Here is a 25,669-nt window from a genome sequence, read left to right on the forward strand (position 1 = left end):
TTCGCGGCCCTAAGGGCTTGTGACGAAATAACTTCGTTTTAGGGGTTGGGACGGCTACGGTTGTGGTATGTCCACGTCCGCGGTGTCGGTGTCGGAGTCGTTGGCGCGCCGGTATGCGGTGGTGGCGCCGCATTTGTCGGAGTTCCAGCGTCGGTTGTGGCTTGGGGCGGAGGCGGCCGAGTTCGGCGCCGAGGGCGTGGCGGTGGTCGCCGCGGCGACCGGAGTGGCGGCGGACACGGTGCGCCGGGGTCGGGCCGAGGCCAGTGGTGGGGTGGAATTGGCGCCCGGCCGCTCGCGCCGCCCGGGCGGTGGGCGCAAGCGGGTTGAGGCCCATGATCCTTCGCTGGCAACGGATTTCGATGCGTTGATCGAACCGGCCACGCTGGGGGATCCGATGTCGACGTTGCGGTGGACGAGTAAGTCGATCCGGACCTTGACCCGGGAGTTACGCGCGAAGGGTCACCGGGTCAGTGATCATGTGACCCGCAGGTTGCTGGCCGAGGGCGGCTACTCGCTACAGGCCAACGCCAAGGTCCTCGACGGGAGCCAGAACCCGGACCGGGATGCCCAGTTCCACTACCTGGCCGACGCGGCAGCGGCCCATCAGGTCAGCGGGGACCCGGTGATGAGCGTCGACACGAAGAAGAAAGAACTCATCGGACCGTTCAAGAACCCCGGTCGGGAATGGCACCGGGCCGGCCAGCCGGAACGGGTCAACGTCCACGACTTCGCCGACAAAGACCTCGGCAAGGTCAACCCCTACGGCGTCTACGACGTCGCCCACGACGCCGGCTGGGTATCGGTCGGGGTCGACCACGACACCGCCGCGTTCGCCGTGCACACCATCGAGACCTGGTGGCAGCGGGTGGGATCCGCGGCCCATCCCGGGGCCACCCGGCTGCTGATCTGTGCCCGACGGCGGCGGCTCCAACGGCTACCAAAACCGGCTGTGGAAGAAGGAACTCGCCGACCTCGCCACCCGGACTGGGCTGACCATCACCGTCACCCACCTACCCCCCGGCACCAGCAAATGGAACAAAATCGAACACCGCCTCTTCGCGCACATCTCCATGAACTGGCGCAGCCGCCCACTGACCAGCCACGAAGTCGTCGTCAACACCATCGCCGCGACCACCACGACCACCGGCCTGCACGTCGCCGCCGACCTCGACACCAACCCCTACCCCGCCGGCATCAGAATCGCCGACACCGTCATCCCCGACCTCGAACGCCGCGGAATACTCCACCGCCACACCTTCCACGGGGAATGGAACTACACCCTCTACCCCGACACGCCCGACCCAAACTAGCTTAATTCCTCACAGGCGCTAACTACGTGCCGCTCGTCTACGGCGCGCTCGAGTCGAACGCGACCGACTGATCGGCGTCTCCTAGGGCGACGATGACGCGGACGTATGACGTCGTCGTGATCGGCGCCAGCCCGGCGGGCGAGAACATCGCCCAGTACGCGACCGAGGGCACCGGACTGCCTGCGGCGGGTGCACGTGCGCCTGCATGGCTGCGTCTCCTCGTGCCCGACCTAGCGACCGGGGGCTACGGCATACCGCTCATCGGCCGCAGCCCAGACGTCATCGTCGTTCACGATCCACCTCCCATATAGTCCTATATTAGGACTAATCAAGCCCGGAGAGGAGCTGTTTTTCGTGACCGAAGCGGAGGAGCGGCGGCTGCCGTCGAGCGTGCTGATGCATGCGGCATACCGAGCCGCCGAGGACCACGTCTTCGCGGCGCTCGCCGCGGCCGGATTCGACGACATCACCCGAGCCCAGGGCCGCCTCCTTGCCGGGATCGACGAGGCAGGCACGCGCCTGCTGGTCCTGGCCGGCCGCGCGAGAATCGCCAAGCAGACCGCCGTGGTGCTTGTCGACCGGCTCGAGGCCAACGGCTACGTCGAACGCGTCCGCGACCCGTCGGACGGTCGGGCGCGGCTGGTCCGGCTCACCGATCGGGGTATGGCGCTGCTCCCCCACGCCCGCGCCGCCGAGGAGGCAGTGGAGGAGGCCTGGACGACCCACCTGGGCCGTCGCGACGCCGCGCGACTGCACGAGTTGCTGATGCGGCTGCGCGCGCTGGCTGATCCTGAGGCAGGGTGACGACCGGACTGGGCTGGGTGGGATCTGCAGGGTCAGGCTCTCCTCTGTGCCTCGACTTCAAGCTGCAGGCCGACGGTCATCCGGGAGCGGCGGTCGCCCACCGGAGGGTACGGATTGGGGATCATCCACCCGTGACCACGGCGCGGGGTGCTAGTCTGCGAGGCTGACTTGATTGTACGGGTAATGCCGTATATTCGTACGGGAGATAGCCCGTATGAATAAACCGATCAAGCCACAGCCGGGGTCGAATCCTGACCCGGCGGATTTTGTGGGGCGGGTGAAGGCCTCATCGATTGCGCAGCGGAAGCTGTTGGCTGGGAACAACTTGGCGTTGACGGACCCGCGACGCATGGGGAAGTCCTTCTGGATGACCTACTTCTGTCGCACCACGGACGATTTCGTTCCGGTGATGATCGACTACGAGGGGGTCACCACAGCGGAGGAGTTCCTGATCCGGACCGCGGAGGCGCTGGGAAGCATCAGGGTGTCTCGGGTCCCGCGAGGGGTCTGCTGCAGGGCCTCTTCGACAACATCGAGGGGGTGAACTTGGGGGTGGTGCAAGTCAAGGTTGGGGTGCGTAGCTTGTCGGCGACCCACCTGCTGAGCCGGGTCGTGTTGGCGGTCGATGAGCATGCCGGTGAGCGGCCGTTGTTGGTGTGCATGGACGAGGTCCCCTCGCCGTCCGGCAGATCGCGCGGAATGAGGGTGGCGAGGCTGCACGTGAGGTCCTTCAGACCTTGCGCGGGTTACGGCGGGAGGCCCGGCGGATCAGGTGGATTGTGGCCGGATCGATCGGATTCCATCATGTGCTGCGGGAGTGTGGCGCCACCGAGGGGGATCTGAATGATCTGGACACGCTGCCGCTGGGGCCGCTGGAACGAGGGGAGGCGCGCGAGCTGGCTCAGCGGCTGCTGCTGGGGATCGACAGGCCGACGGCGGGCGAGGACACCCTCACCGCGCTGGTTGAGTCCAGCGGTGGGATCCCGTGGCTACTACACATTCTCGCGTCGATGCTCCACGACGGTTCTGGCCTCGTCACCGCACAGGAGGTGGCAGCCACGTTCGACGCGTTCGTCGCCGACCGCGACCAGAGCCGTGGGGCGCTTCATTTCCTGACGCGGCTGGACCCCAACTACGGGCAGGACGCCGACCTGGCCAAAGCCATCCTGGATTTCATGGCGGACCAGCCTGCGCCGATGTCGCCGCCACAGATAGCTGAGGTATTGCACCATGACAGGGCCCAGGTTGCGCGGGTGGTCGATCACCTCCTGGATGACCATTACCTGTCCCGACACGGCGACTTCGTCGCCTGGCGGTATGAGGTTCTACGCCGGATGTGGACGCGACTGCGCTGTCGTGGGACTGCCCGATGAGCATGGTCAGCCGCTTCACCCCATCCCTGCAGCGGCGCGAGCTACTCGAGCAAGTCTTCGTCGCCCGCGACGACCTGTTGGATCGGATCCTCGACCGGGTGGTTGACGCCGCCGCTTCCGTGAGCCGGAACCACACCTTGCTCGTCGGGCCGCGCGGCTCCGGGAAAACCCACCTGCTCGCCCTCGCGTATTACCGGATTTGCGATCTCATCGATAACGGAGCAAAGGTGCAGGTGGCGTGGCTGCCCGAGGACCCGTGGGGGATTGTTTCCTACCGGCATCTGCTCGCCGAGATCCGAGCGCGTCTCGAACCCGATCAGGGCGCTGATCAGTTCCGTCACCTCGACGCTGAGAGCCTTGAGGCTCAGATTCGAGGCGCCGTTGACCGGTACGGCCCGGTCGTGGTGTTGGTGGAGAACCTTGATCGGATCCTTGAGCAGATCGGCGAGATCGGGCAGCAGCGGCTTCGGCATCTGCTCCAGGCCCACCTGGCCCTGCTCCTGGTTGCGACGACCACCACTGTGGATCGCAACCTGTCGGATCCGGCGCGCCCGTTCTACGGGTTCTTCACCACCACCAAACTGGCTCCCTTCACCGTCGAGCAGGCACAGCAGATGCTTCAGGCCCTTGCCCGGGCCCGTGGTGAGGACGACCTCGCGAACGAGCTGACGACACCGCGGATGCGGGCCCGGGTCGAGGCGATCGCACACCTCGCCGGCGGGCAGCCCCGGATGTGGGCGGTGGTAAGTGAGGGTTTAGATTTAGAGATCCACCAACTCGACCGGCTCGTGGACTTGTTGTTGACCCGGTTCGACGATCTGACCCCCTACTACCAGGAGAGGCTTGCCCGGCTGGCTCCGCAACAGCGCCTGGTCATCATCGAACTGGCCGGCGCCGATCACCCGCTGCATGTCGCCGAACTCGCCCGACGTCTAGGTATCGATCAGCGCAGCCTCGGCAAAACCGTGACTGAACTCAATGACGCCGGCTGGATCGCGCCCGTCCGCACCCCGATCACCGACATGATGGATCGGCGCCGCACGTACTACGAGCTGAGCGAGCCGCTGTTGCGGATCGCGTTCCAAATCAAGGACACCCGCGGCGAACCACTGCCCATGGTCATCGACTTCCTGAAGGGCTGGTTCGACCCCAACCAACTCACTCAACACCGGGGCAGCAGCCCGGATCAGGACGTCTACCTCGCCCAGGCGGTCGACTCCCTACAGACCGACCCGCTTCCGCACGTCAGCCGATGGCTCTCGGGGCTAGCGGCGCAACGAGTCCCCGCGCTCGGCCTGCTCGCCACCATCGACGACGCTCTTCACGCCCTGAACGAGGGTGACGCCGACGCCTTTCTCGCCCTCCCTGTCTCGTTGCGGACCGCTCTCGAAACCCAGCTCCAAGCCAGCGACGTGACCGCCACGACCAGCAGCCTCCGCGCGCACATCCACACCGCCGCCCTGGAAGAGGTCGGAGACACCCCGACCGAGGAACCCAGCGTCGACCAGGAATGGATCGCCAGAGCCGAAACCCTGGCCGCCCTCCCCGGCCACACCGGGCTCGAACGCCTCCTCGGCTGGCTCATCCACAGCTGGTCTTTCCCCGAAGCAAAGGCTGTCCTCTACGCCTTGACAGAGACCCTCGGACCCGGACACCCCGTCGCCTTTACCGCTCGGTCCAACCTTGCTCACGCGACCGGTCAAGCTGGTGACCCCGCAGCCGCTGTCGCCGGATTCGAGGGACTGCTCCACGACGCCGAGCGTGTCTTTGGCCGGGACGATTGTTGACCGTCGCTCATTCTGCGGATGGCGGCGTCATCGGGTTTGCCGATGGTCTGGGTGTGGAACGGCCCCGTCCGCGGTTGGCGGGCGGGGCCGTGGTCGGCGTGGTGACGGGGTGCTCGGCGTGGTGACGGGGGTTGGTTAGTCCGCGCCGGTTTCGGAGATCGCGATGCGGGCGGCTTTCTCGTCGACGATGTTGGTGTCTTTGGCGAATGCGGCCATCAGGGCGTTGACGGCGAGGTTGTTGATGGCGCGTGGGTATCCTCGGGAGGCGTTGTGGATCAGGGTGATCGCGTCGTTGCTGAAGAGGGTGTCGGTGCGTCCGGCGATCTTGACGTGGTGGGTGATGTAGTCGCTGGTTTCGTCGGGGGTCATCCCGGTGAGGGTGTATCGGACGGCGATGCGTTGGTCGAGGGCGGCGAGCACGCCGAGGCGGAGTCGTTGGCGCAGGGTGGGTTGTCCGACTAGCAGCGCGGCGAACGGGGCGCCGGAGTCCATGCCGTGGTTGGTCATCATGCGGACGGCTTCGAGTTGGGGGTTGTCGAGCAGGTGTGCTTCGTCGAAGACCAGGACGGGGGTGCGGCCGCGTTCGGCGTGTTCGGCGGCGAGGGCCTCGGCGGCTTGGGGGACCAGGGTGGCGGTGTAGAAGGTGGGGGTTTGCCCGAGGGCGGAGGTGATGTGGTGCAGCATGCCGCGGACGCCGACGGAGGGGTTGGGCAGGTAGATGACCACGTGTCGGGAGGTGTCCAGGGCGGCGGTGGCGGCGCGGATGGCGACGGTCTTGCCGGCGCCGACCTCGCCGGTGATCACCCCGAGGGCGTGTTGGCTGATGCACCAGTCGATGCGGGCCATGGCCTCGGCGTGCCCGGCGTGGCGGTGCAGCATCGAGGGGGCCAGGGACCGGCCGAACGGCATGGCCGTGAATCCCCAGTAGGATTGCAGGCGTTGGATACTCACCGGGCCGCGTCCTGCCGCGAGGTGGTGTCGGTGAGCATTTCATCGAGGGACAGTTGCCCGGGGATCTGCTCGGTGGTGGCTTCGGGGCTGTTGGCGTAGAGGGCGTGGAAGCCGATCCGTTCGTCGTCGGCGACGTGGGTGTGGTGGGTGTCGGTGAGCAGGTTCAGGTAGTTGATCCCGGTCGTGGCGGGGGCTGGTTCGGGGGTCTCGGGTCGGGCCTTGGGGTGGGTGTGTCGGGTGATCACGTGTGGGACGGCTTGGCCGTAGGAGCGTCCGCTGTGGCGGACCTCGATCTGTTCGAGGTTGAACGGGGAGAAGACGAGTTCGACCTTGCGTCCGACCAGGGCGGGTTCGACCTGGTAGGTGTTGCCGTGCAGGCTGATGGTGGCGGTCTTGGTGACGGTGCGCAGCTGGGACCATAAGAACGCCTCGGTCAACGCGTCCGCGGCTGGCATGGTCGGGCCGTGCCCGGCGGCCTGCCAGCCGTCGTTCCAGCGGGTCAGTGGGCTCTGACCGGTTTCGGAGTGCACCTGGTGGTGATAGAGCGACTCGACCCAGGCGGTGAACTGCGCGTTCAGTTCCAGCAGCGCCGCCGCGGCGGTGGTGGCCTGTTCGGCCAGGTCGGCGGCGCTGGTGTCGGGGACCTCGACGAGGAACTGCTCGCGTACGGTGCGGAAAAATCGTTCGATTTTGCCTTTGCCTTGGGGTCGGTGTGGGGTGGCGTGGATCAGCCGGATACCGAGCTTGGCGCAGGCTCGCAGCAGCCACGCATCGACGTAGGCCGAGCCGTTGTCGACATAGCAGGCGCCGGGCACCCCGCGGCAGGCCAACGCGCGCTCCAAGGCGACGGCCAGTCGGATCACGTCCTCGGCGAACCCGAACCGGTAGCCGACCACCAGGCGGGAGTGATCGTCCAAGAAGGCGAACAGGTAGGTCTTGCGCCCGCCGATCTTCGGCCCGTGCAACGCGTCCCCGACCCACCGCTGGTTCGGCGCGTCGGCCTCGTACCGGCCGAACACCGGCGCCTGCCCGGTCGCTGGGCCGATCAGCTCGTGCCGGTGGAAGAGCCGCAGCAGCGTCGACTCGGACGGGGAGTACCCCGAGGAAGCCCGCAGGATCCGCGCGACCTGCGCCGCTGTCCGGGCCGGGTTCTCCCGTTTGAGCGCGACCGCCAGCTCCAGCACCGCCGTGTCGATCCGGGAACCCGGCTGACGCAGCGAGGGCGTCAACGCCTCGAACCCGCCGGCGCGGTACCGGCGGATCCACCGATCCAATGTGTCCCGCGAGTAGGTGTGCTGCCCACCGAACGGGCCGACGTGGCTGCGGGCCGCGATCGCGCGCACCACCTTCCCGCGGGCCTTGCGCGACAAGCCCGGATCCAGGGCCGGACTAATCAGCTGGTAGCGGAACAACGCCACCAGCTGCGCGCGCTCACGCCGCTTGTGCGCCTCCTGCTCGGGTGTGCACTCCACGACAACTCCTCTGAAGCAAGGGGAATACCTGACCGCGGCACGGTCAGGGACAACCCTTACGACGATGCCGCCTGCCCGGGCCAGGCGTCAGGGGCAACTCGTGTTGCCGCCCCGCCCCGGCCAGACCGGCGGCCACCCCGGCGCCAACAGCCGACCACCGGAACAGGCGACGGCGACCTGCCAGCCCGTCACCGGGCCGAGCACCCCATCCCGGCCGAACCGGCCCGTGACCGCCTCGCTCGCCGCGGCCAGGGCAGCCAACAGGTCCCGCCACCGACACCCCTGCGCTTGGGGCACCACCCAGTCCACCCCGGCCAGGGCCGCGACCTGCAGCAACCACGACCGGACCGGGTCAAGCCGGGAGCCCATCACCCGCAGCCAGCCTCGGACCGTCGCCCCCGGCACCCCCAACGCCTGCCCGATCGGCCGGTGTCCCAACCCCCTCGCGCGAGCGGTCAGCGCGGCACCGACCACCCCGGCCGCGTACCCCCGCCGCAACAACAGCGTCACCGGCAACAGCACGTGCGTCAGCAAACACCCCGGACAGCGAGCCCGCCGCGGACGCACCACCGCCTCGATGCCATGCACCCGCCGCGGCCGCGCCCACCCCCACGGGCGCAGCTCTCCAGAACACCCCGGACAACCGATCTGTCCGGACACCAACCGCGACTCGACCCGAGCCTGATCACCTTCTACTGTGAGCACCGATGCCTCCGCGCATCCGGCACGGCCCTCCCGCGACGTCTTCCACGACACCTCACGCGCGAGGGCCGTGAACGTCCAATACCCCACCCATCTTGCCCGAGCCCGGCACAGTGATGGCGCCGAGGACCACGAACACCACACTCAAACCAATGCGACCGCCCGTCGGCAACCTCGATGACAGATCACGGCCCCCACGTCGTCACCCAGAGCGACGGTCAACAGACGATTTGGTCACCTTGACCATCCGCCACGAGCTCGCGGGGTGGCGGGGCATGTCCGGCGACCCTCACCGGGCCGCCCGCGAATACGGTGACGTTCTCGCCGCACGCGAGGCGATCCTGGGGCCCGACGATCCCGCCGTGTTGGCCACCCGGAACAACGTCGCATCCTGGCGGGGACAAGCCGGTGATGCCGCCGGCGCTGTCGCGCAGTTCGACACGCTGGTCCAGGACACCACAACGGCCCTCGGTCCCGACCATCCGAACACCCTGACCGCCCGAGGAAACTTGGCCCTCTGGCGGGGCCACGCCGGGGACCCGGCAGGCGCGGCGGCAGCGTTCGAGGAGCTTCTGCGGGACGAGGAACTTGTCCTTGGCCCCGGACACCCCCAAACCCTGATCACCCGGAACAACGTGGCTGTTTGGCGCCTGGATGCAGGCGATATCCGTGGCGCCGCACAGGCATTCGACAGTCTTGTCCGTGATCAGGAGAGGCTCCTCGGCCCCGATCACCCCGACACCTTGACCACCCGGAACAACCGGGCCCTGCTGTGGGGCCAGACCGGGAACCCAGGCGCGGCGATGACGGAGTTCGAGAAACTGCTGTCGGATCTGACCCGGGTCCTCGGGCCGGAGCATCCTCGAACATTAGCGACCCGCGGCAATCTGGCGTTCTGGCAGGGAAAGGCGGACGATCCCACCGCAGCGGCCGACGCGTTCGATCAGCTACGTCGGATCCACGAGCGGGTCCTCGGCCCGGACCACCCGGACACTCTGACCACTCGGCACAATCTCGCCCTCTGGCAGGGGTACGCGGGTGACCCGGCCGCCGCAGCCGCCGCATTCGCCGAACTGGTTCCGGACACCGAGCGGGTTCTCGGCCCGGAGCATCCGGGGACGGCAAAAACCAGGAGGGAACTCACCCGTTGGCGGCGGGCCGCCGACTCGTCACGTTGAGCGAACGGTGGCTCCCGCGCGCTGCGAGGGTTCGATGGGGTGAGTTAGAGGCCGTCGACGGCGGCGACTCCTTGACCTGCGGTGGAGATATCGGCGCGGGTGCCGTCCGAACTGAGCGCCAGGTCCTGGGGGAAGCGGCCTTGGCCCTGGTAGTCGGGGTTGTCGCTGAGGGCGTTGGTCAGGTTGGCCGCGGAGGTGGTGAAGGTCCACAGGGTCGGTTCGGCGCCGGCGGTGGCCTTGGTCGCTACGGCGATCCGGTCGGCGGTGCGTGCGGCGGCGACCGCGACACCGTTGGGGGTGGTTGCGACCGCGGTCAACGCGGCGGTCGCGGAGGTGACCGGTGATGTTGCCTTGTAGGTCGTGTTGGATTGACGGCCCACAGCGTGAAGGCGGATCCGGTGCCCTTGCCGGCGATGTCGATGGCGCCTGTGGAGAGGGAGGAGTTGGTCACCTTGGTCCACATGCCGCCGCCCCAGTTGGTGCCGCTCCACTTGTAGCGCCAGATCCCACCGGGGTTGGCGCTGTTGCCGGGGCCGCTGATGAATGTGGCGTCGGTGACGGCGGGCCCGGAAGCCCAGAGCAGGTCGATGTCCAAGGGGCCGCTGGCGTTGGCGGCCCCGGTCAGCGCTGCCGGGGGCGGCTTCGAGGCGACCCAGGCGCCGGCACCGTTCTTGAGCCAGAGCCCGGAGCTTGGCGCCGCAGTCGCCCGCTGGTGACCGCCAACGGGGACGCGCTGATCGCCCCGAACGTGACGCGGTGGCTGCTGGCGACCTTCGTCGACCGAGCGCCGACGACGGTCAGCCAGCCGATCGTCCGCTCACCGAGCGTGAGGAGGAGGTGCTGGTGCTGGTGGCCCGCGGCCGGACCAACGCCGAGCTTTTCATCGGCTTGAGTACGGTCAAGTTCCACATCACCTCGGTGATGGCCAAGCTCCACGTCCGCACCCGGGTCGAGATGGCGATCTGGCCCACCACACCAAACGGGTGTGACCCCTCCGGTTTGATCCGGCCCACAACACGGCAGATCAAACCAGCGGCAAGCCCGCAAACGGTGCCGGGCCGGTGCCGACCGCCGCCGCCGATGGATAGGGAGTACACGGGCGTGCAGCAGTCCGCGGCCTCGGATGAAAGGTCCTTGCGGTAGCGCGTCAGGCGCTTGGATGCTGATCAGGTGTCTGACGCTCCGGATGTAGCCGCATTGGCGCTCAACGTCGCGATCCCCGACGATCTGCAATGGAACGACGAGCGGCGCGGGCAGGAGTATCGCCTCACGTCGATCACCGTCCGGCTTCAACCCGACGGCCATCTCGCGGCCAAGGCATACGGCCGGCCGATTGCCGGCGGCCGCGGCGGGTACACCGCGTTCACCGTGCCGCAGACCGCGGCGGTGATTGCCTTGATCGAGGCGGCAGCGACGCAGGCCGCCACCCTGTGGGCCCAGCACCGTGGGCTCTGATCGACGCGGAGTTGGTGTCGCACGCTTGGCAAGTCCCGCTCACTCGACGGGGAACGGATTCCGGATCGTCACGCCCCGAATGGACGCGCCGTCGCTGAGGTCTTCGCTCAGGAGCGTCTCGCAGCCAGCCAGGCTGGCCGTCTCGATGATCATGGCGTCCCAGATGGAAACCTGATGCACCGCGGCGGTTTGCGCCGCCCGCAGGACGAGTTCCGCGTCGGCAGAGACCACGTCGAGCTCGGCCAGTGACGCCAACGCCGAATCGGCCAGGTCCGACGGCATCGGCGGGGAGAACTTCCGGGTCACGACCGAATACCACTCCAGGAGGACTTGGGTGCTGATCACCGCGTCGGGACGCTCGCGCATCAGCTGACGCGCCACCCGCTGCTTGACCGGCTCGTCGTTGTCGAATGCGTAGACGATCACATTGGTGTCGAGGAAGTCAGGCACGGTGCAACTGATCGCGGGTCCACGCCCGGCCCCCGCGCCCCGTGCCATGCGTCGATGCCTCGGCGATCGAGAGCACGCGCGCCATTGTCTCCATCGCATCGCCAGCGTCTGCATAACGGCGAAGGGCCTCGGCCAGGTAGGCGTTGACCGACTCGTCCCGCTGCAGGGCCCGCAACCTGGCGCGCTTGAGCGTCGCGTCGTCGACGCTAATGGTGAGATTCGCCATGAGGTAGTGTAGCACGACTCTCGTGTAGCACCGAGACGGCCCTGTGGATATGTGGATAACTCCGGAGGGGTGTCGGCGTTTACCGGCACTCTGTAGGCATGACGATCACGCCATTGACATCCGTGCCCAAACCGCCACCGCCGGCCCGGTCGGGGCAGCCGTGGACTCCCGACGACTACGACACTCTCGTGCGGCTCGCGAGGGAGGGCTCGAGTCTCGATCACATCTGCGAGGTCCTCCAGCGCGGCGCCAACTCGATCCTCGACCGGGCCCGCCGGATGCTGCCCGTCGATGAGCGAATGCTGCCTCGCGACCATGCCATCACCCGCCTGCAGCGCCACCTGGAGCGAGACCCCGACTACGACTGGAGCACGCAGCTGTGCACCGAGCCACCGCGCCCGGCCTATCCGCCGCCGCCCATCCGCTCCGGGGTCGCCGGACTGGACGATGATGAGCTGATCGCCTTCGCCTGCCTGACGGCGACGATGCCGCGCGTCGTGTCACGTCCGGTGCGCGCCTCCGTGGCCCGCGCGTTGCACGACCGAGGACTGCATGGCCGGCTGGAGCAGCTGTGGCTCGACACCGTGCGCGCGGGCGTGGACCGGATGTTCGAGGATGCCGCGCCGTACTACTCGTCATACGCATCACCGGTCGACTGGGGTGAACCCCCGGATTCCTGGTAGCTCCCGGGGGGCCGGAACGCCGCCCTGCGCGACCTCGTCGCCCTCACCGGTCTCGCTCAGCTCGGGTCTACGGCGTTCCGCAGCTCAGCGACGACGCGCATCGCCTCCAACCTGTGACGTCATGCCGAGACCCCTTGGGGTTATGCCACCGATGGTACCTTATATGGCATGAAGACGACGCTGTATTTGCCCGACGAGATCAAGGCAGCCGTCGAGGTCGAAGCGCGTCGACGGGGAGTATCTGAGGCCGAGGTTGTCCGTGACTCGCTTCGCGCGACGCTGATGAATCGGCCGGTTGGCCCACGGGCAGGCATCTTCCGAGGCCGCGAACCGATTGCCGATCGTGTCGATGACCTCCTTGCCGAGGGATTTGGCGCATGATCGTCGATACCAGCGCTCTGCTGGCGTACTTCGACTCGGGGGAAACCGAACACGCCGCGGTCGTCGCTGCGATCGAGGCCGGCGGCGAACCACTTGTCGTCTCACCCTTCGTCGTAGCTGAACTCGACTACCTCGTCCTCACCCGGCATGGGTCTGACGCCCAGCGCGCCGTGCTCGCCGAACTCGCTGGCGGAGCGTGGGAACTCGCTGAGATCGACCGCCACCGCCTGGCAAGGGCGGCCCGAATCGTCGAGGCCTATTGCGATGTCCCGATCGGCGTGACCGACGCCGCGAACATCGTGCTCGCACAGGCATACAAGACACGCGAAATCGCGACCCTCGACCGTCGCCATTTCACCATCCTGCGCTTCGATGACGGGTCCGCACCGCGCATTCTCCCGTGACCCGGCAGGGGCGCGGCGCCCGCGCAGCCGCCTCTTGACTCACGCACCGATCGGGTCGAGGCTGAGGAGGCGCTCTGCGTTCGCAGCGGCCGCGACCGGCCTCCGGGGGGACAAGGTGGGACGAGTGTTGGTGACCAGCAAGGCCTTCGCGACCGGAGTGGGCGTGATAGCAGCGCGCGCAGTGAGAGTTGCCGCGAATGGCCAGGGGGCGGTGACGCCCAATTCCCCGCGGAAGGGGTATCCCCGGCATCCACCACTCCTGTGCGGTGCGCTCGGGAGCGGCGTTCTGCTGGGGCGACGGGTCGGACGGCAAACTCGGTGACGGCTTACGCGGTCCACAGACGGTGACGGCGCCCAAGCCGGTCATCGGGATGAGCACTGGCGCCACTCAGGTGAGCGCCGGCTTTGATCACTCGTGTGTCACCGTCGACGCTGCCATGTCCTGTTGGGGCTCCCACACCTATGGCCAGCTCGGGTCGGCCACGGACGACACCGCGAAACCGGCCGCGGTCGTCGGGATGGACTCGAATGTGACGTAAATAGTTGCGAGTTCCCTGCGAATTGGTCAAAGGTGGGTCCCGGCGCGCATGGGACCTCGGCGGCCTACCAGAACTCATGCGTCATCGGCGAAAACGGAGCGGACTACTGCTGGGACAACAACGACGGGGGCAACTGGGTGACGGAACCTATCGCTCGTCCCTGGTGCCGACCCCTGTCAAGCCCTGACTGCTCTTGCGTGACAAGACACGTGCGCCCAGCGATAACCTGTGGGGCCCGCAGGGGATCCAGCCTGGGGGGACAGTAGGTGGATTCGTTCAGCCGTGCGAACCCGAGGGCCCGACGTGCACGGTGGCCGAGGTCAGGCGCGGCAACACCTCGAGCAGGTGTTCTTCGGCGTGATGGGCTAGGTCGTGCGCCTCGGTCAGCGTCGGCAACGGGGTCGTCAGGTCGGCCTCCGCATGCAGGGTGTGCCCGATCCAGCGCAGCTTCAGGGTGCCCACCTCGGCGACGTCGGTCATCGTGGCCAAGGATCTGCGTGCCCTCGCGACCAGGGCGGGGTCGACGGCGTCCATGAGCCGCGCGCCCACCTGGGCGACGGCCGACCGGAGGACGCCAAGGATGGCGAGCGTGATGACCAGTCCAATGATCGGGTCGGCCCAGTCCCAGCCCAGCGCCACGCCGCCGGCGCCGAGCAGCACAGCCAGTGAGGTGAACCCGTCAGTTCGCGCGTGCAGGCCGTCGGCGACGAGTGCGGCCGAGCCGATCTGGCGACCGACGCGGATGCGGTAGCGCGCAACGAGCTCGTTGCCGATGAAGCCGATGACCCCGGCGCCGGCCACGGCAAGCAGGTGGGTCACCGCCTGCGGGTGCAGCAGCCGCTGGATCGCTTCGTATGCCGCGAGCACGGCCGAGAGGTTGATCATCGCGACCACGAAGATGCCGGCGAGGTCTTCCGCTCGCCCGTAGCCGTAGGTGAACCGGTCGTTGGCCGGCCGGCGGGCGAGGGTGAAGGCGATCAGGATGGGGATCGCGGTCAGGGCGTCCGCGATGTTGTGCAGGGTGTCGCCGAGCAGAGCGACACTTCCGGACAGCACGACGACGATGGCTTGCAGAATCGCGGTGACCCCCAACGCCCCCAAGCTGATCCAGAGCGCCCGCCGCCCCCGGCTGTCGGCCTCGAGAGCGTCGTCGATCTGGTCGGCGACGTCGTGGGAGTGGCCGCCGACCAGTTCCGAGCCGGCATGGCGCAGCCGGCCCCACAGACCCTGGTCTGCGTGATCATGCCGGTGACCATGATCATGTCGGTGACCATGATCGCGGTCGTGATCGTGCGCTCCAGGGGCCAGCGGGTCGTGGTCGTGTGCGGGTGGGGGCGGGTGGTCGTGGCCCGGATCGCTGGCTCGGTGGCTCATGACGATGCCGCCCGCAGCGGGCGGTGATGGGCGGGAATCTCCTCGAGGAGATGCTCCACATGGCCGATGGTGTCGATCACCAGTTGGCGTACATGGTCGTTTTCGACCCGATAGAGAACCGAGGTCCCCTGCCGCCGGGTGGTCACCAACCGCGCCATCCGCATCTTCGCCAAGTGCTGCGACACCCCTGGGCCCGGCCGGTCCAATTCGGCAGCCAGGTCCGAGACCGACTTCTCCTCATCGAGCAGAAGGCCGGCGATCTGTAAGCGCGTCGGGTCGGCGAGGACTCTGAGGACTTCCACGGCGAGCGTGACGACATCGGAAGCCCACGGTGAACCCTGCATATCTGCGTGCATGCGCAAATACTATGTTCTGGCCTGGTATCGCAGCAACCGGTCGACATCCCCGGGGCGCGACAACCCCTTGTCGTCCAGGGTGGCGTAGCAGGTTCCTACACTCAACTCATGGGGACGGTGCCGGCCCGAGTGGATGTGGACCTGTTCGAGGCGGCGAAGGCTGCTGGCAAGACCCACAGTCGTTCGGGCGCCCAACAGGTCGAACACTGGGCACGGATTGGCCGCGAATTCGAGCGGTCGCCGGGGGTCAGTCTGCGCGACGTCGCTGCCGTGCTGGCCGGCCGAGGCGGGTATGACGACCTGCGTGAACGCGAGCAAGCCGTCGTCCGCGCGGTGTGGGATGAGCAGATCGCCGACGACATGGCCAACCTAAACTTAGAAGAAGAGTTCACGGTCGAGGGCGGCACGTGGGTCGTCGGTGATGGCTCCGGCGCGGCCGTGCTGAAGTTCGCGCCCGCGACCCGCGGTTGAGCACCCCGGGTTGAGCACCCCGGTTCTGCACCTCCTCGCCGGCCCCAACGGGGCCGGCAAATCCACCCTCGCGACCCGGGTGCTCCTTCCTCGAACCCACCTCCCCTTCGTCAATGCCGACATCCTGGCCGCCCGTTGGCCCGGCGAGGAGGTCGAGCACGCATACGAAGCCGCCGAGCTCGCTGCCGAGCAACGGGACCAACTCCTCGCCCAACGGGCTTCGTTCATCGCCGCGACTGTATTCAGCCATCCGAGCAAGGTGGACCTGGTTCGCCGTGCCCGCGTGGCGGGCTACCTCGTCCACCTCCAGGTGGTGATGGTTCCCGTGGAGGTCCGTCCTGACAACCTGAGGGCGGGGTATGCCGCGCGCTGGCCCGTCACCTGTGAGCGGGCCGGGCTCCGGCGCCCGGTGCAGCGCGACAGGTTGTGCCGGCACGTCGAACACGGGGGGTGTCGAGATCGAAACGTGGCTCAGGCCGTCGGCAGAGACGACCCGGTGGCAGATTGGGCGTCATGAACCAACTTGCCCTTGTCACGGGAGCCTCGGCAGGCATCGGTCTCGAGATTGCCAGGAATCTCGCGGCGCGCGGCTTCGACATCGTGGACGTCGGTCCAGCGCCAAGGTCGGGGACCTCGTCGACGAACTTCCGCAAGTGGCGGTCCACCCCGTCCGCGCTGGCCTGACGACTCGCGCGGGCGTCGACCTGGTATGGAGCGAGGTGGAGGCGCTCGGTCGCCCGCTCGATATCGCGGCGCTGAACGCCGGCCGCAGTCTCGGCGGGAGCTTCCTCGAAACCGACATCGAGGATGAGTTGGCGATGATTGCGCTTGATCAGCAGGTTCGCCCACAGCAGGAACAGGACCGCCCCGACGATCGGGCCGGCGAAGGCCAGATCCACGCGCGTGTCACGCACGAACGAGATGGCCGTCGAGACCGCGGGTCCGCCGTGTCCGTCCCGGATTAGACGTCGATCATCGATCGTGTTCTTTCCGTGAGTTTTCCGCATCGCGTGGCGCCGAGCGAGCCAGTGATTGGGAAGTGCCGAGCACTCTTATCTCAAGTGATTGAGACTTATCAATCACTGGTATAGGGTGGGCCGTATGACGCGTGCAGAGTCAGTGGGTCCGGAGCCGAAGCGGGCTCTGACCGACCCCGAGGCGCGGGCGCTCGCGTCCAGCGTGCGCTGGCGGATCATATATCTCTGCGACCACGAGCCCCTCACCAACAGGGCCATCGCCGAGGCACTCGAGATGCCGCCGGCCACGACCCTGCATCACGTGCGCACCCTGCGTGACACCGGCTTCCTCGAGGCCCTCCCGGCCCGGCGCGGCAACCGCGGTGCCAAGGAGATCCCCTACCGCACCACCGACAAGCTGACGAACACCAACGTCGGCGATGTCACCGACCCGGTCATCGGCGCCTTCACGACGGCCTTCGGGCAGGCCCCCCTCTCGGAGCGGACCCTGCTCCACGGCACCCTGATGCTGACGGCCGAGGAGATGTCCGAGCTCACCCACCGCATCGATGATCTGGTCCTGGAGTACGACAACCGGCCCCGGCAGCCCGAGTCGCGGGAATGGGGGATCCTCGTCGCCAGCCACCCCGCCCGCCACGTGGCCCGCCGACAAAGCTGAGCCGGCGGACGCAAGGCGAACGCGTAGGGTCGTGGCGCGTGCCGCGACGACCTTGGCGCGGCAGGCCCTCGCGGTCACCGTTGCTGGTCACCTCTATCCCATTCGCGGCGGAGCATGGCGTACTGATGCCGTCGATCCAGCCGAGTTCGCGGTGCCAACTGTCCTCGATGCCATGTCGCTCCCGTCGCATACCGGCCTTCTTCAAGGCGCGGACCGAGCCGATGTTGTCCGCATTGCAGTAGGCCACGACGCGGCGCAGCCCGAGCCGGTCGAAGGCGGCGGTGAGCAGACCGCGCACGAGCGCACCGGCCACACCGGTGCGCCAGGCCGCGGGGTCGACGATGTAGCCGATCAGACCCTGGGTGAGCGTCGGCATACCCGGCTGCCCCGACCCGTCCTGCAGCTCGAGGAAACCCATCGCCACTGACCGGGGGCACCGACACCGGCTGGCGTCATGACACCATCACCGGGTGACGGCGACGATCCAGGCACGAGGTGTGGGCGCGGCATACGGAGACCGGGAACTCTTCTCCGGGCTCGACCTCATCGTCGCCGCAGGCGATGTCGTCGGGCTGGTCGGCTCGAACGGAGCGGGCAAGTCGACGCTGCTGCGGGTCCTTGCCGGGCGACGGGCACCGGACTCGGGTTCGGTTGTCGTGCAACCCAAAGACGCGCGGCTCGGCCTGCTCGACCAGACTCCGGACACTCTCGCGGGCGAGACGATCCGGGAGCAACTTCGCCGCCGGACCGGCGTTGCGGACGCACAGGACGCGATGGAGTCCGCGGCCTCCGACCTCGCCGGCGGCAGGCCCGGAGCGGACGACGCCTACGCGCATGCCCTCGAGATCTGGCTTGCCCTCGGCGGGGCCGATTTCGACGAGCGACTCGAGGTCGTCGCCGCGGACCTGGGCCTGGCGGTCGACGTCGACCGCGACCTGTCCAGCCTCTCCGGCGGGCAGGCGGCGCGCGTCTCCCTGGCGGCCTTGCTGCTCTCCCGGTGGGACGCCTACTTCCTCGACGAACCGACCAACGACCTCGACGCCGCCGGCCTCGGCCTGCTCGAGGAGTTCATCCTCGGCCTCGACGCCCCGTGCGTCCTGGTCAGTCACGACCGCGAATTCCTCTCTCGCACAGTCACGACCGTCGTCGAGATCGACCGGTCGCTGCAGCGGGTCGCGACCTATGGCGGGTCGTATGACGCCTACCTGGAGGAGCGTTCGATCGCCCGCCGCCGGGCTCGCGAGAGCTACGAGTCGTATGCCGCGCGCAAGGCCGGCTTGGAGGAGCGGGCCCGGCGCCAACGCGCCTGGATGGACAAGGGCACGCGAAATGCGCTGCGCAAGAAGAAGTCCGGCAAGGAGCGCGACAAGTTCATCAGCCACCACGCGAAGGCGACTTCGGAGAAGCAGGCCGCCAAGGCGCGCCAGACCGAGCGGATGATCGAGCGGCTGGATGTGGTCGAGGAGCCACGCAAGGAGTGGCAGCTCCAGTTCACCATCGCCTCCGCCGGCCGGTCCGGCGATATCGTCGCCACCGCCTCGAATGCCAGTGTCCGGCGAGGGGATTTCACCCTCGGCCCGGTGACCCTCCAACTCGACATCGGCGACCGGGTCGCGATCACCGGCCCGAACGGCTCCGGCAAGACGACCCTGCTCGCGCTGCTCCTTGGGCGTTTCGAAGCGGCCTCGGGGTCCGCCGGTCTGCGAGCGAGTGTCGTTGTGGGGGAAGTGGATCAGGCGCGAGCGGCCTTCGAGGTCGACGCGCCACTCGGCCGCGCATTCGAGGAGGAGATGCCGGCGTGGTCCCACGCCGAGGTCCGCACCCTGCTCGCCAAGTTCGGGCTCGGCGCCGACCACATCGCTCGGGCGGCGGACACGCTCTCCCCGGGCGAACGCACCCGGGCCGCCCTCGCGCTGCTGCAGGCCCGGGGCGTCAACCTGCTCGTCCTCGATGAGCCGACCAACCACCTCGACCTGCCGGCCATCGAGCAGCTGGAGCAGGCGATCGATGCCTTCGACGGTACCGTCCTGCTCGTCACTCACGACCGCCGCATGCTCGAGACGGTGCGGCTGACCCGGCGCTGGGAGGTCGACGCCGGACAGGTCCGGGAGATCCTCGCCGAATGACCGGGTGCGACGCTTTCTCGCCGGCATGAGGTGGGCCGACGGTAGGCTGCCCGGGCATGGACATGCTGAGGGGCGAGCAGATCGCCGAGGCAAAGCTGACCGACTGGCGCAAGCTGGCCCAGGGCTTGCACGCCCGCTACCTGGTCGACGACTTCGGTGCCGGCGTCCGCTTCCTTGCCGTGGTGGGGGAGGCGGGCGACGCGGCCGGGCACCATCCGAGCGTGGCGGTGGGGGCGGGATATGTCGACCTCAAGCTGCTCACCGCGGACGCGATCTATCGCGACGAGGTCGGCACCGAGTATGTCGTCGAATGGCCGACCCAGCAGGACCTCGACCTGGCCCGGCGGATCACCGAGATCGCGGCGAACCAGGGGCTCACGGCCGACCCGGCCTCGGTCAGCGTCCTCGAACTCGGCCTCGACACCGCCGACTCCGCGACCATCGCCCCGGTCTGGGCCGCCCTGCTGACCGGGGATCCCGCCGCCCAGGGCCACGGATCACCCAGCGACGAGATCCGCGACGCCACCTTGCGGGTGCCGAACCTGTGGTTCGGTGACGCGGCAGACGATGACGCGCGTCAGCGCTTCCACGTCGAGGTGTATGTCGCCCCGGAGGCCACCGAGCAGCGGCTCGCCGCCGCGATCGCCGCGGGAGGGACCGTGGTCGATGACAGCGAAGCACCCGGCTTGACGGTGATCGCCGACCAGGACGGCAATCGGGGCATCCTGTGCGTCGACACCTCCGCCGCGACCAACGAGTGACCGGTCGCGCCTCGCTCGGTCATGACGGTTCTACCTTCGCACGGTAGAATTCCCGGTATGGCGACCCTGAACATCAAAGATCCCGAAGTTCACCGGCTGGCTCGCGAACTCGCCCGTCGGCGCGGGACCTCCGCGACCGGCGCCGTGCGCGCCGCGTTGCAGGAGGCATTGCGGCATGACATCGCCCAGGACGACACGATGGTCGACGACTTGCTTGCCATCGGCCGCCGCAGCAGCGCCCGAACGGAGCCCTTCCTGGACGAGGCCGACCTCTATGACGGCGATGGGCTGCCCAGGTGATCCTGGACAGTTCGGCGGTCATCGCAATCTTGCGGAGTGAGCCGGAAGCGCCCGAACTGGCCCGGCTTATCCGCGAGGCCGACAGCGTGGCCATCGGTGCCCCGACTGTCCTCGAAATTGCCATGGTCGCCGGCCCCAGCCGGGCCGCGGATGTGGACGACCTCTTGGCCCGAGCACGCGTGGACGTCGTGGCCTTCACCGCGGACCACCTGGCCGTGGCACGGCGGGCGCACGCCGCCTATGGACGGGGCTCGGGCTCCCCCGCACGCCTGAACTTCGGTGATTGTCTGTCGTATGCCGTCGCCAAACTGGCCGAGGATTCGTTGCTGTTCAAAGGGACCGACTTCAGCCACACAGACGTGGTTGCGGCGCGCTGAGTCTGCGCCTCGGCGCGCCGGCCCGCACGATCGCGGCGGCATCGAGCTGCGCCACTGCGCTCGGAGCAGCTGGCGATCGCCGGGGATCACGCGGGGTCGACCGTCTTGACCATGACGCAGTTCTTCAGCCCCTTGGGCCGGTCATAGGTGAAGCCGAGCCGCTCGTAGAGCCGGCGGGTGCCGTTGTAGAGGAACGACGAGCTCATCTTCTTGGTTTGGTTGGTCAGGTCGTGCGGATAGCTCTCGACCCGACCGCCGCCGGCCTGGGCGATCAGGTCGAGGGCGCCGGTGATCGCCAGCTCTGTGACGCCGTGGCGGCGATATCTCTTGTCGACGAAGACGCACGTGATCCGGTAGTCGGGGTCCGCCGCCTTGGTTGCGTCGTATTCCTTGCGATGGTGGATGGTCGGCAGCTCGGCCGGGGTGCCGTATTCCGCCCACGCGATCGCCTCCTCGCCGTCCATGACCAGCGCGGCGTGGGCCTTGCCCTGCTCGACGTAGGACTTCTTCAGCGCCTGGTTGGCCTCCGCTCCCTGACCCCGCTCGGGGCCGTCGGGGTGGAACCAGATGCACCAACAGCCGCCGAAGATGCCATTGTGCCGCTGCACCAGGGCATCGAACGCGGGCCACGTCTGCGGGCTGAGCCCCGCGAAGGTGTATGCCGATTCAGTCGCCATGCCGAACTCCATTCCGGGGACATTGAGGGCGGCGGCACTCGGGGCGGCGCCGCACGGTCGGGGTCATCGTGGTGGTCGTGATCATCGTGGTGGTCGTGATCATCGTGGCGCCGCCGATCCCTGGGCGACGAGCACCAGGTCGTTCCCTTCGGGGTCGGCAATACGCCAGCGGCCCTCTGCGAGCGCGGCCGCGATCACCAGGTCACGACGTTGACCTGGGGAGGTGGTGCGATAGCAAGCCATCGCGCTCGACACCTGCTGCCAGTCGGCACAATCGCTCCCCGCGCCGAGGGCCTCGCCCGGCATCAGGTCGACCTCGTTGCCATCGGGATCGGTATGCCGCACCCCGAACGGTCCCGAGGCGGCCCCGAGATCGGCCCGCTCGACGAGCTCGGCCGGCCGGACCACATCGAGGTGGATCCGGTTCCGCAACGGCCGCGGGTCGTCCGATCGTCGGATGGGTACGCCGGGATCGTTCCGCATCGGGTCCGTCAGCTCGCCGTTCTCAGCGGGCGGATAGCCGAGGGCGCGCTGCCAGAACGGCGCGGCGCCGGCCGGGTTGGCGGTCTCTAGCACGATGCTCATCGCTTGTAGCGCAGCCGGATTCGCGGTCAGGCCGAGCTCCTGGGCGGCCACCGACACCGCCGCCGCATGCGCTTCGTCGTCGAGGCGCACCCGGATGCCGTCTCTGCGGACGTCCACCACGATCTGCTGCGACAGCTCCCCGATCCGGGTGCTCAAGGCGGCCCCTGCACTCAGCGACGGCGCATCGAACCACGCCGTCGGAACGCCATCGACGACGTGCCAACCGGTGGCTGCCATGTCCGGCACGCTACTGTCCGCCACGTCGGATCGACCAGTGTGGGGTCGACCGGTGTGGGATCGACCAGTACACGGCAGCGGGAACTTCTCGGGCGGGTCCGGGGTGTTGCCGGGGGCGGTCACAGCGGTGCCTGAGTCGGATCATGACCGTGACATTAGGTCGCAATCCGGACGAAATGCGGCCGGTTGGAGCTTGGTCAGGCGCCCAAGTTTTCTGGCCGCCGTTGCGCGAGGGGTCTCGCCGGCTGCAGCGCTCCCGGCGCCGCTGCGGGTGGCGATGCGCCGTGTCGCACTGCCCGGTCAGAAATCCGTATGGCTGAAGAACATGTCGACCCGGACCAGGCCGGTTTCGTCCGGTGTCGCCGTCGCCTGCTGGGTTGCCGTGTCGTCGTCAAGGGCGGTGAATTGACACCCGATGCCCCCGCCCCGGCTGTCCTGGACCTTCCCCTTGGCCCAGGCGCGGAAGGCCCGGTCCAGATCGGCGCAGATGTCGGCACCGGCCGGGGCGCGGTAGAACCGGACGGCATACTCCTCCTTGGTTGAGACCGGCGGCGGCGCCTCGGGGTCGTGGACCAGTTCATAGGAGTCCAGCAACGAGAACTCGTCCAGCCGCTTCTCGAAGTCGGCCTTGCCGGGCCCGCCACACCCCGCCAGGGCCAACGGCAAGACGACGATCGCCGCGGAGAAACTGATCCGGTTCACGGTGCGCTTCCCCTCGTGCTTCCCGATGGACGCCGCACTTGCAAGGATATTCTCGGGCCTCGTCAGAACAGAATAGCCAGCCAGTGGCGCTTTGCCCCGGTTGTTCGGACGTCTGCTGCCCCGCAATGGGATCCGCCGGCCTGCGCTCGAGTGTCATTGTGGGCGAGGTGGATCAGGGGCGGGCATTCGCGGGAGACGCTTCCTAACATCCCACGACGCTCTCACTCGCCTGCCCACGGCGTCAGGTCACCGAGCTGCTCGGCATACCAAGGGTCAGCCACGTGCGTGGCAATTTCCCGCAATGTCCACTCGGTCCCGCGGGGGCGATCCCATTCGATCGCGTCCAGGCCGAGCAGGCGGAGGCGAAATGTGCGAGAAAGCCGGGTGAGCCGCTCGGTGGCCTCGATGAGATCGACCTCGGTGAACCGGGCTAGGTCGGCGTCGGTCGTGACGGCGCCTTCTCCCCATCCGTTAGGCCGGGGGGCCACCCCGGCCACGAGGGCTTCGACCTGGGCAAGGTGATCCACGAGGTGGTCGGCGTATCGACGAACCGCCTTGTGCGGAGTGAAGATTCGCCCACAGCTCTCCGCGGGAAGGGGCGTCCCGTCCCACGTGGTCCACCTCTGGGCCAACTCCAGGACGCGCGCTGTCGCCACCTCCACGAGCCACCCGGGGTCCGACGTCGTTCGTTCGTCAACGTTCATGGGTGCCGACGGTAGGGGCGGGACGTCTTGACGCCGACCGAGATGTGCCGCCCCGACAATGGCCCCATGACCGCGGATCTGGCGCGCATCGGCAAGGCCATCGGGCCACCCGCTCGGGTGGCCATGCTCAACGTCCTCTTCGACGGCGCGCCGCACCCGGCCGGCGACTTGGCCGTCGCGGCTGGGGTCACCTCCGGCACCGCCAGCCAACACCTCGCCGTGCTGGTGGAGGCGGGCATCGTCGTCGCTCGGCCCCAGGGCCGATACGGGCGCTACGAGTTGGCCAATCGGCGGATCGCGCACGCCCTGGAGCAGCTCGCGGGTCCCGACTTCGCGCCGGCCACCTCGTTGCGGCTCTCCCGGGAACAACGTCGGGTCCGGGCCGCTCGCACCTGCTACGACCACCTCGCTGGGCAGCTCGGCGTCGCCCTCGCGGAGCGATTCGTCGACGCCGGCTGGGTGGACCCGAGCGCCAGTGCGGTGACCGCCGCCGGCCGGGAAGCGCTGGCGACGTACTTCGGTCTGTCCGCCGAGGCGCTGGTGCATCCGTCGTCGCGTCGCCCCCTCGTGCGCGTGTGCCGCGACCGGACCGAGCAGCGGGATCATCTCGCCGGCATCCTCGGCGCCCGGATCGCTGACGTTGCTCTCACCAACGAGTGGGTCGTCCGCCAGCCCAAGTCCCGCGCCCTGACCATGACGCCGGCCGGTGGTGAGGTGTTCCGCCGCGCCGGGGTCTTACTAGCACCGCGACGAGCTACGTGACGGGGAAGTCGGCGGGAGGATCCTCGCCCGTATGGCCGTCGATCGATCCGCGGAGCAGGTCCGCGTGACCGGTGTGCCGCGCATACTCCTCGATCATGTCGCTGAGCAACCGGCGCACGCTCATCCCGCCCTCCGGACGAAACGCGTCCGGACCCAGTCCGGCTGCTCAGGCCCGCAACACCGAGACGAAGACGCCGCTGGCCGGCGCGTCGTCGGTGTCCGGGACCTGCCAGACGATCCGCTCCCGATGCTCGGCGAGAAGGTGAGCCTGGGCATTCGTCAGGTGCACCCGCCGCAGGAAGACGAAGGCCTGGGCGTCCTCGATGAGACCGCGGGTCACCAGCTGCTGCATCATCCCGCTGGTCGCCTCGGGCCCGCTGAAATGCAGCGGAACACCGACGCTCTCGTCGAGGACTCCGGTTCCGCCTCGGCCGGTCCGCGTACCGACCCGACGGACCAGCCCGACGTCCTCGAGCACCGCGATGTGGTGGGCGACATTGCCCTTGTTCATTCGTAGCTCCCGGGCCACGCGCTCACCGTCATCGGCGTCCGCAGCACGAGGGTGATGCGGTGGCGGGTCGGGTGGCCGAGCGCGCGGCGTTGGGCGGCATCGGCGATGTGCTCCGGCATACCCCAAAGCGTCAAGAGAACTCGGCGAAGAGTCAAGACGGCCGTCACTGTTGGTCCATGTCCACCCCGTTCGCCGCGCTCGCCGACCTGGTCGAGGAGCACTACGTCCTCGCCGACCGCGCCGCGGCCTACGCCATGACCATCCGCGACTCGAGCGCCGAGCTCGAGGCCCTGCTGCCTGACCGCGAGTCGGCGAACGCGCGGCTTCACGAACTCGTCCCCGACAAGCATCTGTCGATTAGAGCCGCCCAACCATC

Annotated in this window: 40 protein-coding genes and 1 pseudogene; 24 read left to right on the forward strand and 17 right to left on the reverse strand. The window is 68.3% G+C overall.

The annotated features are described in order from the left end of the window. The first annotated feature begins 67 nt into the window (after positions 1-67). From V9G19_RS01160 to V9G19_RS01180, 5 genes are all read left to right on the forward strand, one after another. A protein-coding gene (locus V9G19_RS01160) for an ISAzo13 family transposase (RefSeq protein WP_462283662.1) occupies positions 68-1,310 on the forward strand; the annotation gives its coding sequence in 2 pieces (ribosomal slippage) (positions 68-913 and positions 915-1,310; 1,242 coding nt in all). 92 nt (positions 1,311-1,402) lie between these two features. Continuing rightward, entirely contained in the window at positions 1,403-1,621 is a 219-nt protein-coding gene (locus tag V9G19_RS01165; protein ID WP_462283663.1) for a hypothetical protein, read from the forward strand. Positions 1,622-1,664: 43 nt separating this feature from the next. Beyond that, positions 1,665-2,114 carry a MarR family winged helix-turn-helix transcriptional regulator gene (locus tag V9G19_RS01170; RefSeq protein WP_462283664.1) on the forward strand — a complete coding sequence of 150 codons (450 nt, stop codon included), beginning with the start codon at positions 1,665-1,667 and terminating at the stop codon, positions 2,112-2,114. Positions 2,115-2,328: 214 nt separating this feature from the next. Beyond that, positions 2,329-2,658, forward strand: coding sequence for a hypothetical protein (locus V9G19_RS01175; protein ID WP_462283665.1), 330 nt, complete (start codon positions 2,329-2,331; stop codon positions 2,656-2,658). Positions 2,659-2,893: 235 nt separating this feature from the next. Beyond that, the gene (locus tag V9G19_RS01180; protein ID WP_462283666.1) at positions 2,894-3,487 is read left to right on the forward strand and encodes a hypothetical protein; all 594 of its coding nucleotides are present in this window, start codon (positions 2,894-2,896) and stop codon (positions 3,485-3,487) included. A 41-nt stretch (positions 3,488-3,528) separates the two neighbouring features. On the opposite strand, the gene V9G19_RS01185 is transcribed toward V9G19_RS01180, so the two are convergent. Beyond that, entirely contained in the window at positions 3,529-3,975 is a 447-nt protein-coding gene (locus tag V9G19_RS01185) for a hypothetical protein (protein ID WP_462283667.1), read from the reverse strand. A 33-nt stretch (positions 3,976-4,008) separates the two neighbouring features. Between V9G19_RS01185 and V9G19_RS01190 the strand changes: the two genes are divergently transcribed. Beyond that, on the forward strand, positions 4,009-5,274 hold the full coding sequence (locus tag V9G19_RS01190; RefSeq protein ID WP_462283668.1) for a MarR family transcriptional regulator: 1,266 nt from the start codon (positions 4,009-4,011) through the stop codon (positions 5,272-5,274). A 135-nt stretch (positions 5,275-5,409) separates the two neighbouring features. Here V9G19_RS01190 and V9G19_RS01195 read toward each other — a convergent pair whose 3' ends face one another. The 3 genes from V9G19_RS01195 to V9G19_RS01205 form a co-directional block, all read right to left on the reverse strand. Next, positions 5,410-6,225 carry an ExeA family protein gene (locus V9G19_RS01195; RefSeq protein WP_462283669.1) on the reverse strand — a complete coding sequence of 272 codons (816 nt, stop codon included), beginning with the start codon at positions 6,223-6,225 and terminating at the stop codon, positions 5,410-5,412. Further along, on the reverse strand, positions 6,222-7,697 hold the full coding sequence (locus tag V9G19_RS01200; RefSeq protein ID WP_462283670.1) for a DDE-type integrase/transposase/recombinase: 1,476 nt from the start codon (positions 7,695-7,697) through the stop codon (positions 6,222-6,224). Before V9G19_RS01200 ends, V9G19_RS01195 begins: the two co-directional genes overlap by 4 nt. Positions 7,698-7,784: 87 nt before the next feature. Next, entirely contained in the window at positions 7,785-8,219 is a 435-nt protein-coding gene (locus V9G19_RS01205; protein WP_462283544.1) for a hypothetical protein, read from the reverse strand. 455 nt (positions 8,220-8,674) lie between these two features. On the opposite strand from V9G19_RS01205, the gene V9G19_RS01210 reads away from it, so the two are divergent. Continuing rightward, complete coding sequence (locus tag V9G19_RS01210; protein WP_462283671.1) at positions 8,675-9,577, forward strand: tetratricopeptide repeat protein; 903 nt, start codon at positions 8,675-8,677, stop codon at positions 9,575-9,577. Between the two features lie 44 nt (positions 9,578-9,621). Here V9G19_RS01210 and V9G19_RS01215 read toward each other — a convergent pair whose 3' ends face one another. Then, positions 9,622-9,957 carry a hypothetical protein gene (locus V9G19_RS01215; protein ID WP_462283672.1) on the reverse strand — a complete coding sequence of 112 codons (336 nt, stop codon included), beginning with the start codon at positions 9,955-9,957 and terminating at the stop codon, positions 9,622-9,624. Positions 9,958-10,092: 135 nt separating this feature from the next. On the opposite strand from V9G19_RS01215, the gene V9G19_RS01220 reads away from it, so the two are divergent. Genes V9G19_RS01220 through V9G19_RS01230 form a run of 3 tightly spaced genes read left to right on the forward strand, consistent with a single transcriptional unit; the run spans position 10,093 to position 11,032 of the window. Continuing rightward, positions 10,093-10,293: a hypothetical protein gene (locus V9G19_RS01220; RefSeq protein WP_462283673.1), complete on the forward strand. Its 201-nt coding sequence runs from the start codon at positions 10,093-10,095 to the stop codon at positions 10,291-10,293. 40 nt (positions 10,294-10,333) lie between these two features. Beyond that, the gene (locus V9G19_RS01225; protein ID WP_462283674.1) at positions 10,334-10,720 is read left to right on the forward strand and encodes a response regulator transcription factor; all 387 of its coding nucleotides are present in this window, start codon (positions 10,334-10,336) and stop codon (positions 10,718-10,720) included. A gap of 27 nt (positions 10,721-10,747) precedes the next feature. Next, positions 10,748-11,032 (forward strand): hypothetical protein, encoded by a 285-nt coding sequence (locus V9G19_RS01230; RefSeq protein ID WP_462283675.1) that lies wholly within the window; start codon positions 10,748-10,750, stop codon positions 11,030-11,032. Positions 11,033-11,071: 39 nt separating this feature from the next. Here the strand turns inward: V9G19_RS01230 and V9G19_RS01235 are convergent, their stop codons facing one another. Together V9G19_RS01235 and V9G19_RS01240 are read right to left on the reverse strand one after the other, a co-directional pair. After that, positions 11,072-11,482, reverse strand: a complete 411-nt coding sequence (locus V9G19_RS01235) for a PIN domain-containing protein (RefSeq protein ID WP_462283676.1) — start codon at positions 11,480-11,482, stop codon at positions 11,072-11,074. Further along, the gene (locus V9G19_RS01240) at positions 11,475-11,708 is read right to left on the reverse strand and encodes a hypothetical protein (RefSeq protein ID WP_462283677.1); all 234 of its coding nucleotides are present in this window, start codon (positions 11,706-11,708) and stop codon (positions 11,475-11,477) included. Before V9G19_RS01240 ends, V9G19_RS01235 begins: the two co-directional genes overlap by 8 nt. A 98-nt stretch (positions 11,709-11,806) precedes the next feature. Here V9G19_RS01240 and V9G19_RS01245 point away from each other — a divergent pair, with 98 nt between their 5' ends. From V9G19_RS01245 to V9G19_RS01260, 4 genes are all read left to right on the forward strand, one after another. Beyond that, on the forward strand, positions 11,807-12,391 hold the full coding sequence (locus tag V9G19_RS01245) for a hypothetical protein (RefSeq protein WP_462283678.1): 585 nt from the start codon (positions 11,807-11,809) through the stop codon (positions 12,389-12,391). 168 nt (positions 12,392-12,559) lie between these two features. Further along, positions 12,560-12,772 carry a ribbon-helix-helix domain-containing protein gene (locus tag V9G19_RS01250; protein WP_462283679.1) on the forward strand — a complete coding sequence of 71 codons (213 nt, stop codon included), beginning with the start codon at positions 12,560-12,562 and terminating at the stop codon, positions 12,770-12,772. After that, positions 12,769-13,176: a PIN domain-containing protein gene (locus tag V9G19_RS01255; protein WP_462283680.1), complete on the forward strand. Its 408-nt coding sequence runs from the start codon at positions 12,769-12,771 to the stop codon at positions 13,174-13,176. The genes V9G19_RS01250 and V9G19_RS01255 overlap by 4 nt, the downstream gene beginning before the upstream one ends. Positions 13,177-13,442: 266 nt before the next feature. After that, positions 13,443-13,715: a hypothetical protein gene (locus tag V9G19_RS01260; RefSeq protein WP_462283681.1), complete on the forward strand. Its 273-nt coding sequence runs from the start codon at positions 13,443-13,445 to the stop codon at positions 13,713-13,715. A 276-nt stretch (positions 13,716-13,991) separates the two neighbouring features. On the opposite strand, the gene V9G19_RS01265 is transcribed toward V9G19_RS01260, so the two are convergent. Then, positions 13,992-15,089, reverse strand: coding sequence for a cation diffusion facilitator family transporter (locus V9G19_RS01265; RefSeq protein WP_462283682.1), 1,098 nt, complete (start codon positions 15,087-15,089; stop codon positions 13,992-13,994). Continuing rightward, positions 15,086-15,445: an ArsR/SmtB family transcription factor gene (locus V9G19_RS01270; protein ID WP_462283683.1), complete on the reverse strand. Its 360-nt coding sequence runs from the start codon at positions 15,443-15,445 to the stop codon at positions 15,086-15,088. The genes V9G19_RS01265 and V9G19_RS01270 overlap by 4 nt, the downstream gene beginning before the upstream one ends. A 129-nt stretch (positions 15,446-15,574) precedes the next feature. On the opposite strand from V9G19_RS01270, the gene V9G19_RS01275 reads away from it, so the two are divergent. From V9G19_RS01275 to V9G19_RS01295, 5 genes are all read left to right on the forward strand, one after another. Then, the gene (locus V9G19_RS01275; protein WP_462283684.1) at positions 15,575-15,916 is read left to right on the forward strand and encodes a TA system antitoxin ParD family protein; all 342 of its coding nucleotides are present in this window, start codon (positions 15,575-15,577) and stop codon (positions 15,914-15,916) included. Positions 15,917-15,926: 10 nt separating this feature from the next. Further along, complete coding sequence (locus V9G19_RS01280; protein ID WP_462283685.1) at positions 15,927-16,433, forward strand: zeta toxin family protein; 507 nt, start codon at positions 15,927-15,929, stop codon at positions 16,431-16,433. After that, positions 16,430-16,600, forward strand: coding sequence for an SDR family NAD(P)-dependent oxidoreductase (locus V9G19_RS01285; protein WP_462283686.1), 171 nt, complete (start codon positions 16,430-16,432; stop codon positions 16,598-16,600). The genes V9G19_RS01280 and V9G19_RS01285 overlap by 4 nt, the downstream gene beginning before the upstream one ends. Before the next feature lie 35 nt (positions 16,601-16,635). Beyond that, entirely contained in the window at positions 16,636-16,881 is a 246-nt protein-coding gene (locus V9G19_RS01290; protein WP_462283687.1) for a hypothetical protein, read from the forward strand. Between the two features lie 136 nt (positions 16,882-17,017). Beyond that, positions 17,018-17,551, forward strand: coding sequence for an ArsR/SmtB family transcription factor (locus tag V9G19_RS01295; RefSeq protein ID WP_462283688.1), 534 nt, complete (start codon positions 17,018-17,020; stop codon positions 17,549-17,551). A gap of 244 nt (positions 17,552-17,795) precedes the next feature. Here V9G19_RS01295 and V9G19_RS01300 read toward each other — a convergent pair. Continuing rightward, positions 17,796-17,969: pseudogene (locus tag V9G19_RS01300) on the reverse strand (GNAT family N-acetyltransferase); the annotation flags it as partial. A gap of 52 nt (positions 17,970-18,021) precedes the next feature. Here V9G19_RS01300 and V9G19_RS01305 point away from each other — a divergent pair. Genes V9G19_RS01305 through V9G19_RS01320 form a run of 4 tightly spaced genes read left to right on the forward strand, consistent with a single transcriptional unit; the run spans position 18,022 to position 21,115 of the window. Next, positions 18,022-19,677 carry an ABC-F family ATP-binding cassette domain-containing protein gene (locus V9G19_RS01305; protein WP_462283689.1) on the forward strand — a complete coding sequence of 552 codons (1,656 nt, stop codon included), beginning with the start codon at positions 18,022-18,024 and terminating at the stop codon, positions 19,675-19,677. Positions 19,678-19,733: 56 nt separating this feature from the next. Next, positions 19,734-20,438, forward strand: a complete 705-nt coding sequence (locus V9G19_RS01310; protein WP_462283690.1) for a VOC family protein — start codon at positions 19,734-19,736, stop codon at positions 20,436-20,438. Between the two features lie 57 nt (positions 20,439-20,495). After that, positions 20,496-20,738, forward strand: coding sequence for a type II toxin-antitoxin system VapB family antitoxin (locus V9G19_RS01315; protein ID WP_462283691.1), 243 nt, complete (start codon positions 20,496-20,498; stop codon positions 20,736-20,738). Next, positions 20,735-21,115 carry a type II toxin-antitoxin system VapC family toxin gene (locus V9G19_RS01320; protein WP_462283692.1) on the forward strand — a complete coding sequence of 127 codons (381 nt, stop codon included), beginning with the start codon at positions 20,735-20,737 and terminating at the stop codon, positions 21,113-21,115. The genes V9G19_RS01315 and V9G19_RS01320 overlap by 4 nt, the downstream gene beginning before the upstream one ends. Positions 21,116-21,201: 86 nt before the next feature. Here the strand turns inward: V9G19_RS01320 and V9G19_RS01325 are convergent, their stop codons facing one another. The 4 genes from V9G19_RS01325 to V9G19_RS01340 all read right to left on the reverse strand — a co-directional run bounded on the left by V9G19_RS01325 (position 21,202) and on the right by V9G19_RS01340 (position 24,020). Beyond that, positions 21,202-21,792, reverse strand: coding sequence for an N-acetyltransferase (locus tag V9G19_RS01325; RefSeq protein ID WP_462283693.1), 591 nt, complete (start codon positions 21,790-21,792; stop codon positions 21,202-21,204). A gap of 99 nt (positions 21,793-21,891) precedes the next feature. Beyond that, positions 21,892-22,614, reverse strand: coding sequence for a VOC family protein (locus tag V9G19_RS01330; protein WP_462283694.1), 723 nt, complete (start codon positions 22,612-22,614; stop codon positions 21,892-21,894). A gap of 300 nt (positions 22,615-22,914) precedes the next feature. Continuing rightward, positions 22,915-23,316 (reverse strand): hypothetical protein, encoded by a 402-nt coding sequence (locus V9G19_RS01335; protein ID WP_462283695.1) that lies wholly within the window; start codon positions 23,314-23,316, stop codon positions 22,915-22,917. Positions 23,317-23,537: 221 nt separating this feature from the next. Beyond that, positions 23,538-24,020 (reverse strand): hypothetical protein, encoded by a 483-nt coding sequence (locus tag V9G19_RS01340; protein WP_462283696.1) that lies wholly within the window; start codon positions 24,018-24,020, stop codon positions 23,538-23,540. Positions 24,021-24,086: 66 nt separating this feature from the next. Here V9G19_RS01340 and V9G19_RS01345 point away from each other — a divergent pair, with 66 nt between their 5' ends. Further along, positions 24,087-24,782, forward strand: coding sequence for an ArsR/SmtB family transcription factor (locus V9G19_RS01345; protein ID WP_462283697.1), 696 nt, complete (start codon positions 24,087-24,089; stop codon positions 24,780-24,782). Here the strand turns inward: V9G19_RS01345 and V9G19_RS01350 are convergent. From V9G19_RS01350 to V9G19_RS01360, 3 genes are read right to left on the reverse strand one after another with little or no spacing between them, the layout of a single operon-like run. Beyond that, complete coding sequence (locus V9G19_RS01350; RefSeq protein WP_462283881.1) at positions 24,775-24,939, reverse strand: mycothiol transferase; 165 nt, start codon at positions 24,937-24,939, stop codon at positions 24,775-24,777. The genes V9G19_RS01345 and V9G19_RS01350 overlap by 8 nt on opposite strands. Before the next feature lie 9 nt (positions 24,940-24,948). Further along, a complete protein-coding gene (locus V9G19_RS01355; RefSeq protein ID WP_462283698.1) occupies positions 24,949-25,293 on the reverse strand; it encodes a hypothetical protein in 345 nt (114 codons plus the stop codon). After that, entirely contained in the window at positions 25,290-25,412 is a 123-nt protein-coding gene (locus V9G19_RS01360; protein WP_462283699.1) for a hypothetical protein, read from the reverse strand. Before V9G19_RS01360 ends, V9G19_RS01355 begins: the two co-directional genes overlap by 4 nt. Positions 25,413-25,669: the final 257 nt, after the last annotated feature.

The sequence above is a fragment of the Nostocoides sp. genome (assembly GCF_037045025.1).
Lineage (GTDB): Bacteria > Actinomycetota > Actinomycetes > Actinomycetales > Dermatophilaceae > Nostocoides_A.

Coding starts and splice junctions, on each gene's coding strand:
- V9G19_RS01165 (WP_462283663.1), top strand. CDS start 1,403: ATGACGCGGACGTATGACGTCGTCGTGATCGGCGCCAGCCCGGCGGGC.
- V9G19_RS01175 (WP_462283665.1), top strand. CDS start 2,329: ATGAATAAACCGATCAAGCCACAGCCGGGGTCGAATCCTGACCCGGCG.
- V9G19_RS01210 (WP_462283671.1), top strand. CDS start 8,675: ATGTCCGGCGACCCTCACCGGGCCGCCCGCGAATACGGTGACGTTCTC.
- V9G19_RS01240 (WP_462283677.1), bottom strand. CDS start 11,708: ATGGCGAATCTCACCATTAGCGTCGACGACGCGACGCTCAAGCGCGCC.
- V9G19_RS01245 (WP_462283678.1), top strand. CDS start 11,807: ATGACGATCACGCCATTGACATCCGTGCCCAAACCGCCACCGCCGGCC.
- V9G19_RS01250 (WP_462283679.1), top strand. CDS start 12,560: ATGAAGACGACGCTGTATTTGCCCGACGAGATCAAGGCAGCCGTCGAG.
- V9G19_RS01255 (WP_462283680.1), top strand. CDS start 12,769: ATGATCGTCGATACCAGCGCTCTGCTGGCGTACTTCGACTCGGGGGAA.
- V9G19_RS01265 (WP_462283682.1), bottom strand. CDS start 15,089: ATGAGCCACCGAGCCAGCGATCCGGGCCACGACCACCCGCCCCCACCC.
- V9G19_RS01270 (WP_462283683.1), bottom strand. CDS start 15,445: ATGCACGCAGATATGCAGGGTTCACCGTGGGCTTCCGATGTCGTCACG.
- V9G19_RS01285 (WP_462283686.1), top strand. CDS start 16,430: ATGAACCAACTTGCCCTTGTCACGGGAGCCTCGGCAGGCATCGGTCTC.
- V9G19_RS01295 (WP_462283688.1), top strand. CDS start 17,018: ATGACGCGTGCAGAGTCAGTGGGTCCGGAGCCGAAGCGGGCTCTGACC.
- V9G19_RS01310 (WP_462283690.1), top strand. CDS start 19,734: ATGGACATGCTGAGGGGCGAGCAGATCGCCGAGGCAAAGCTGACCGAC.
- V9G19_RS01315 (WP_462283691.1), top strand. CDS start 20,496: ATGGCGACCCTGAACATCAAAGATCCCGAAGTTCACCGGCTGGCTCGC.
- V9G19_RS01325 (WP_462283693.1), bottom strand. CDS start 21,792: ATGGCGACTGAATCGGCATACACCTTCGCGGGGCTCAGCCCGCAGACG.
- V9G19_RS01330 (WP_462283694.1), bottom strand. CDS start 22,614: ATGGCAGCCACCGGTTGGCACGTCGTCGATGGCGTTCCGACGGCGTGG.
- V9G19_RS01340 (WP_462283696.1), bottom strand. CDS start 24,020: ATGAACGTTGACGAACGAACGACGTCGGACCCCGGGTGGCTCGTGGAG.
- V9G19_RS01345 (WP_462283697.1), top strand. CDS start 24,087: ATGACCGCGGATCTGGCGCGCATCGGCAAGGCCATCGGGCCACCCGCT.
- V9G19_RS01355 (WP_462283698.1), bottom strand. CDS start 25,293: ATGAACAAGGGCAATGTCGCCCACCACATCGCGGTGCTCGAGGACGTC.
- V9G19_RS01360 (WP_462283699.1), bottom strand. CDS start 25,412: ATGCCGGAGCACATCGCCGATGCCGCCCAACGCCGCGCGCTCGGCCAC.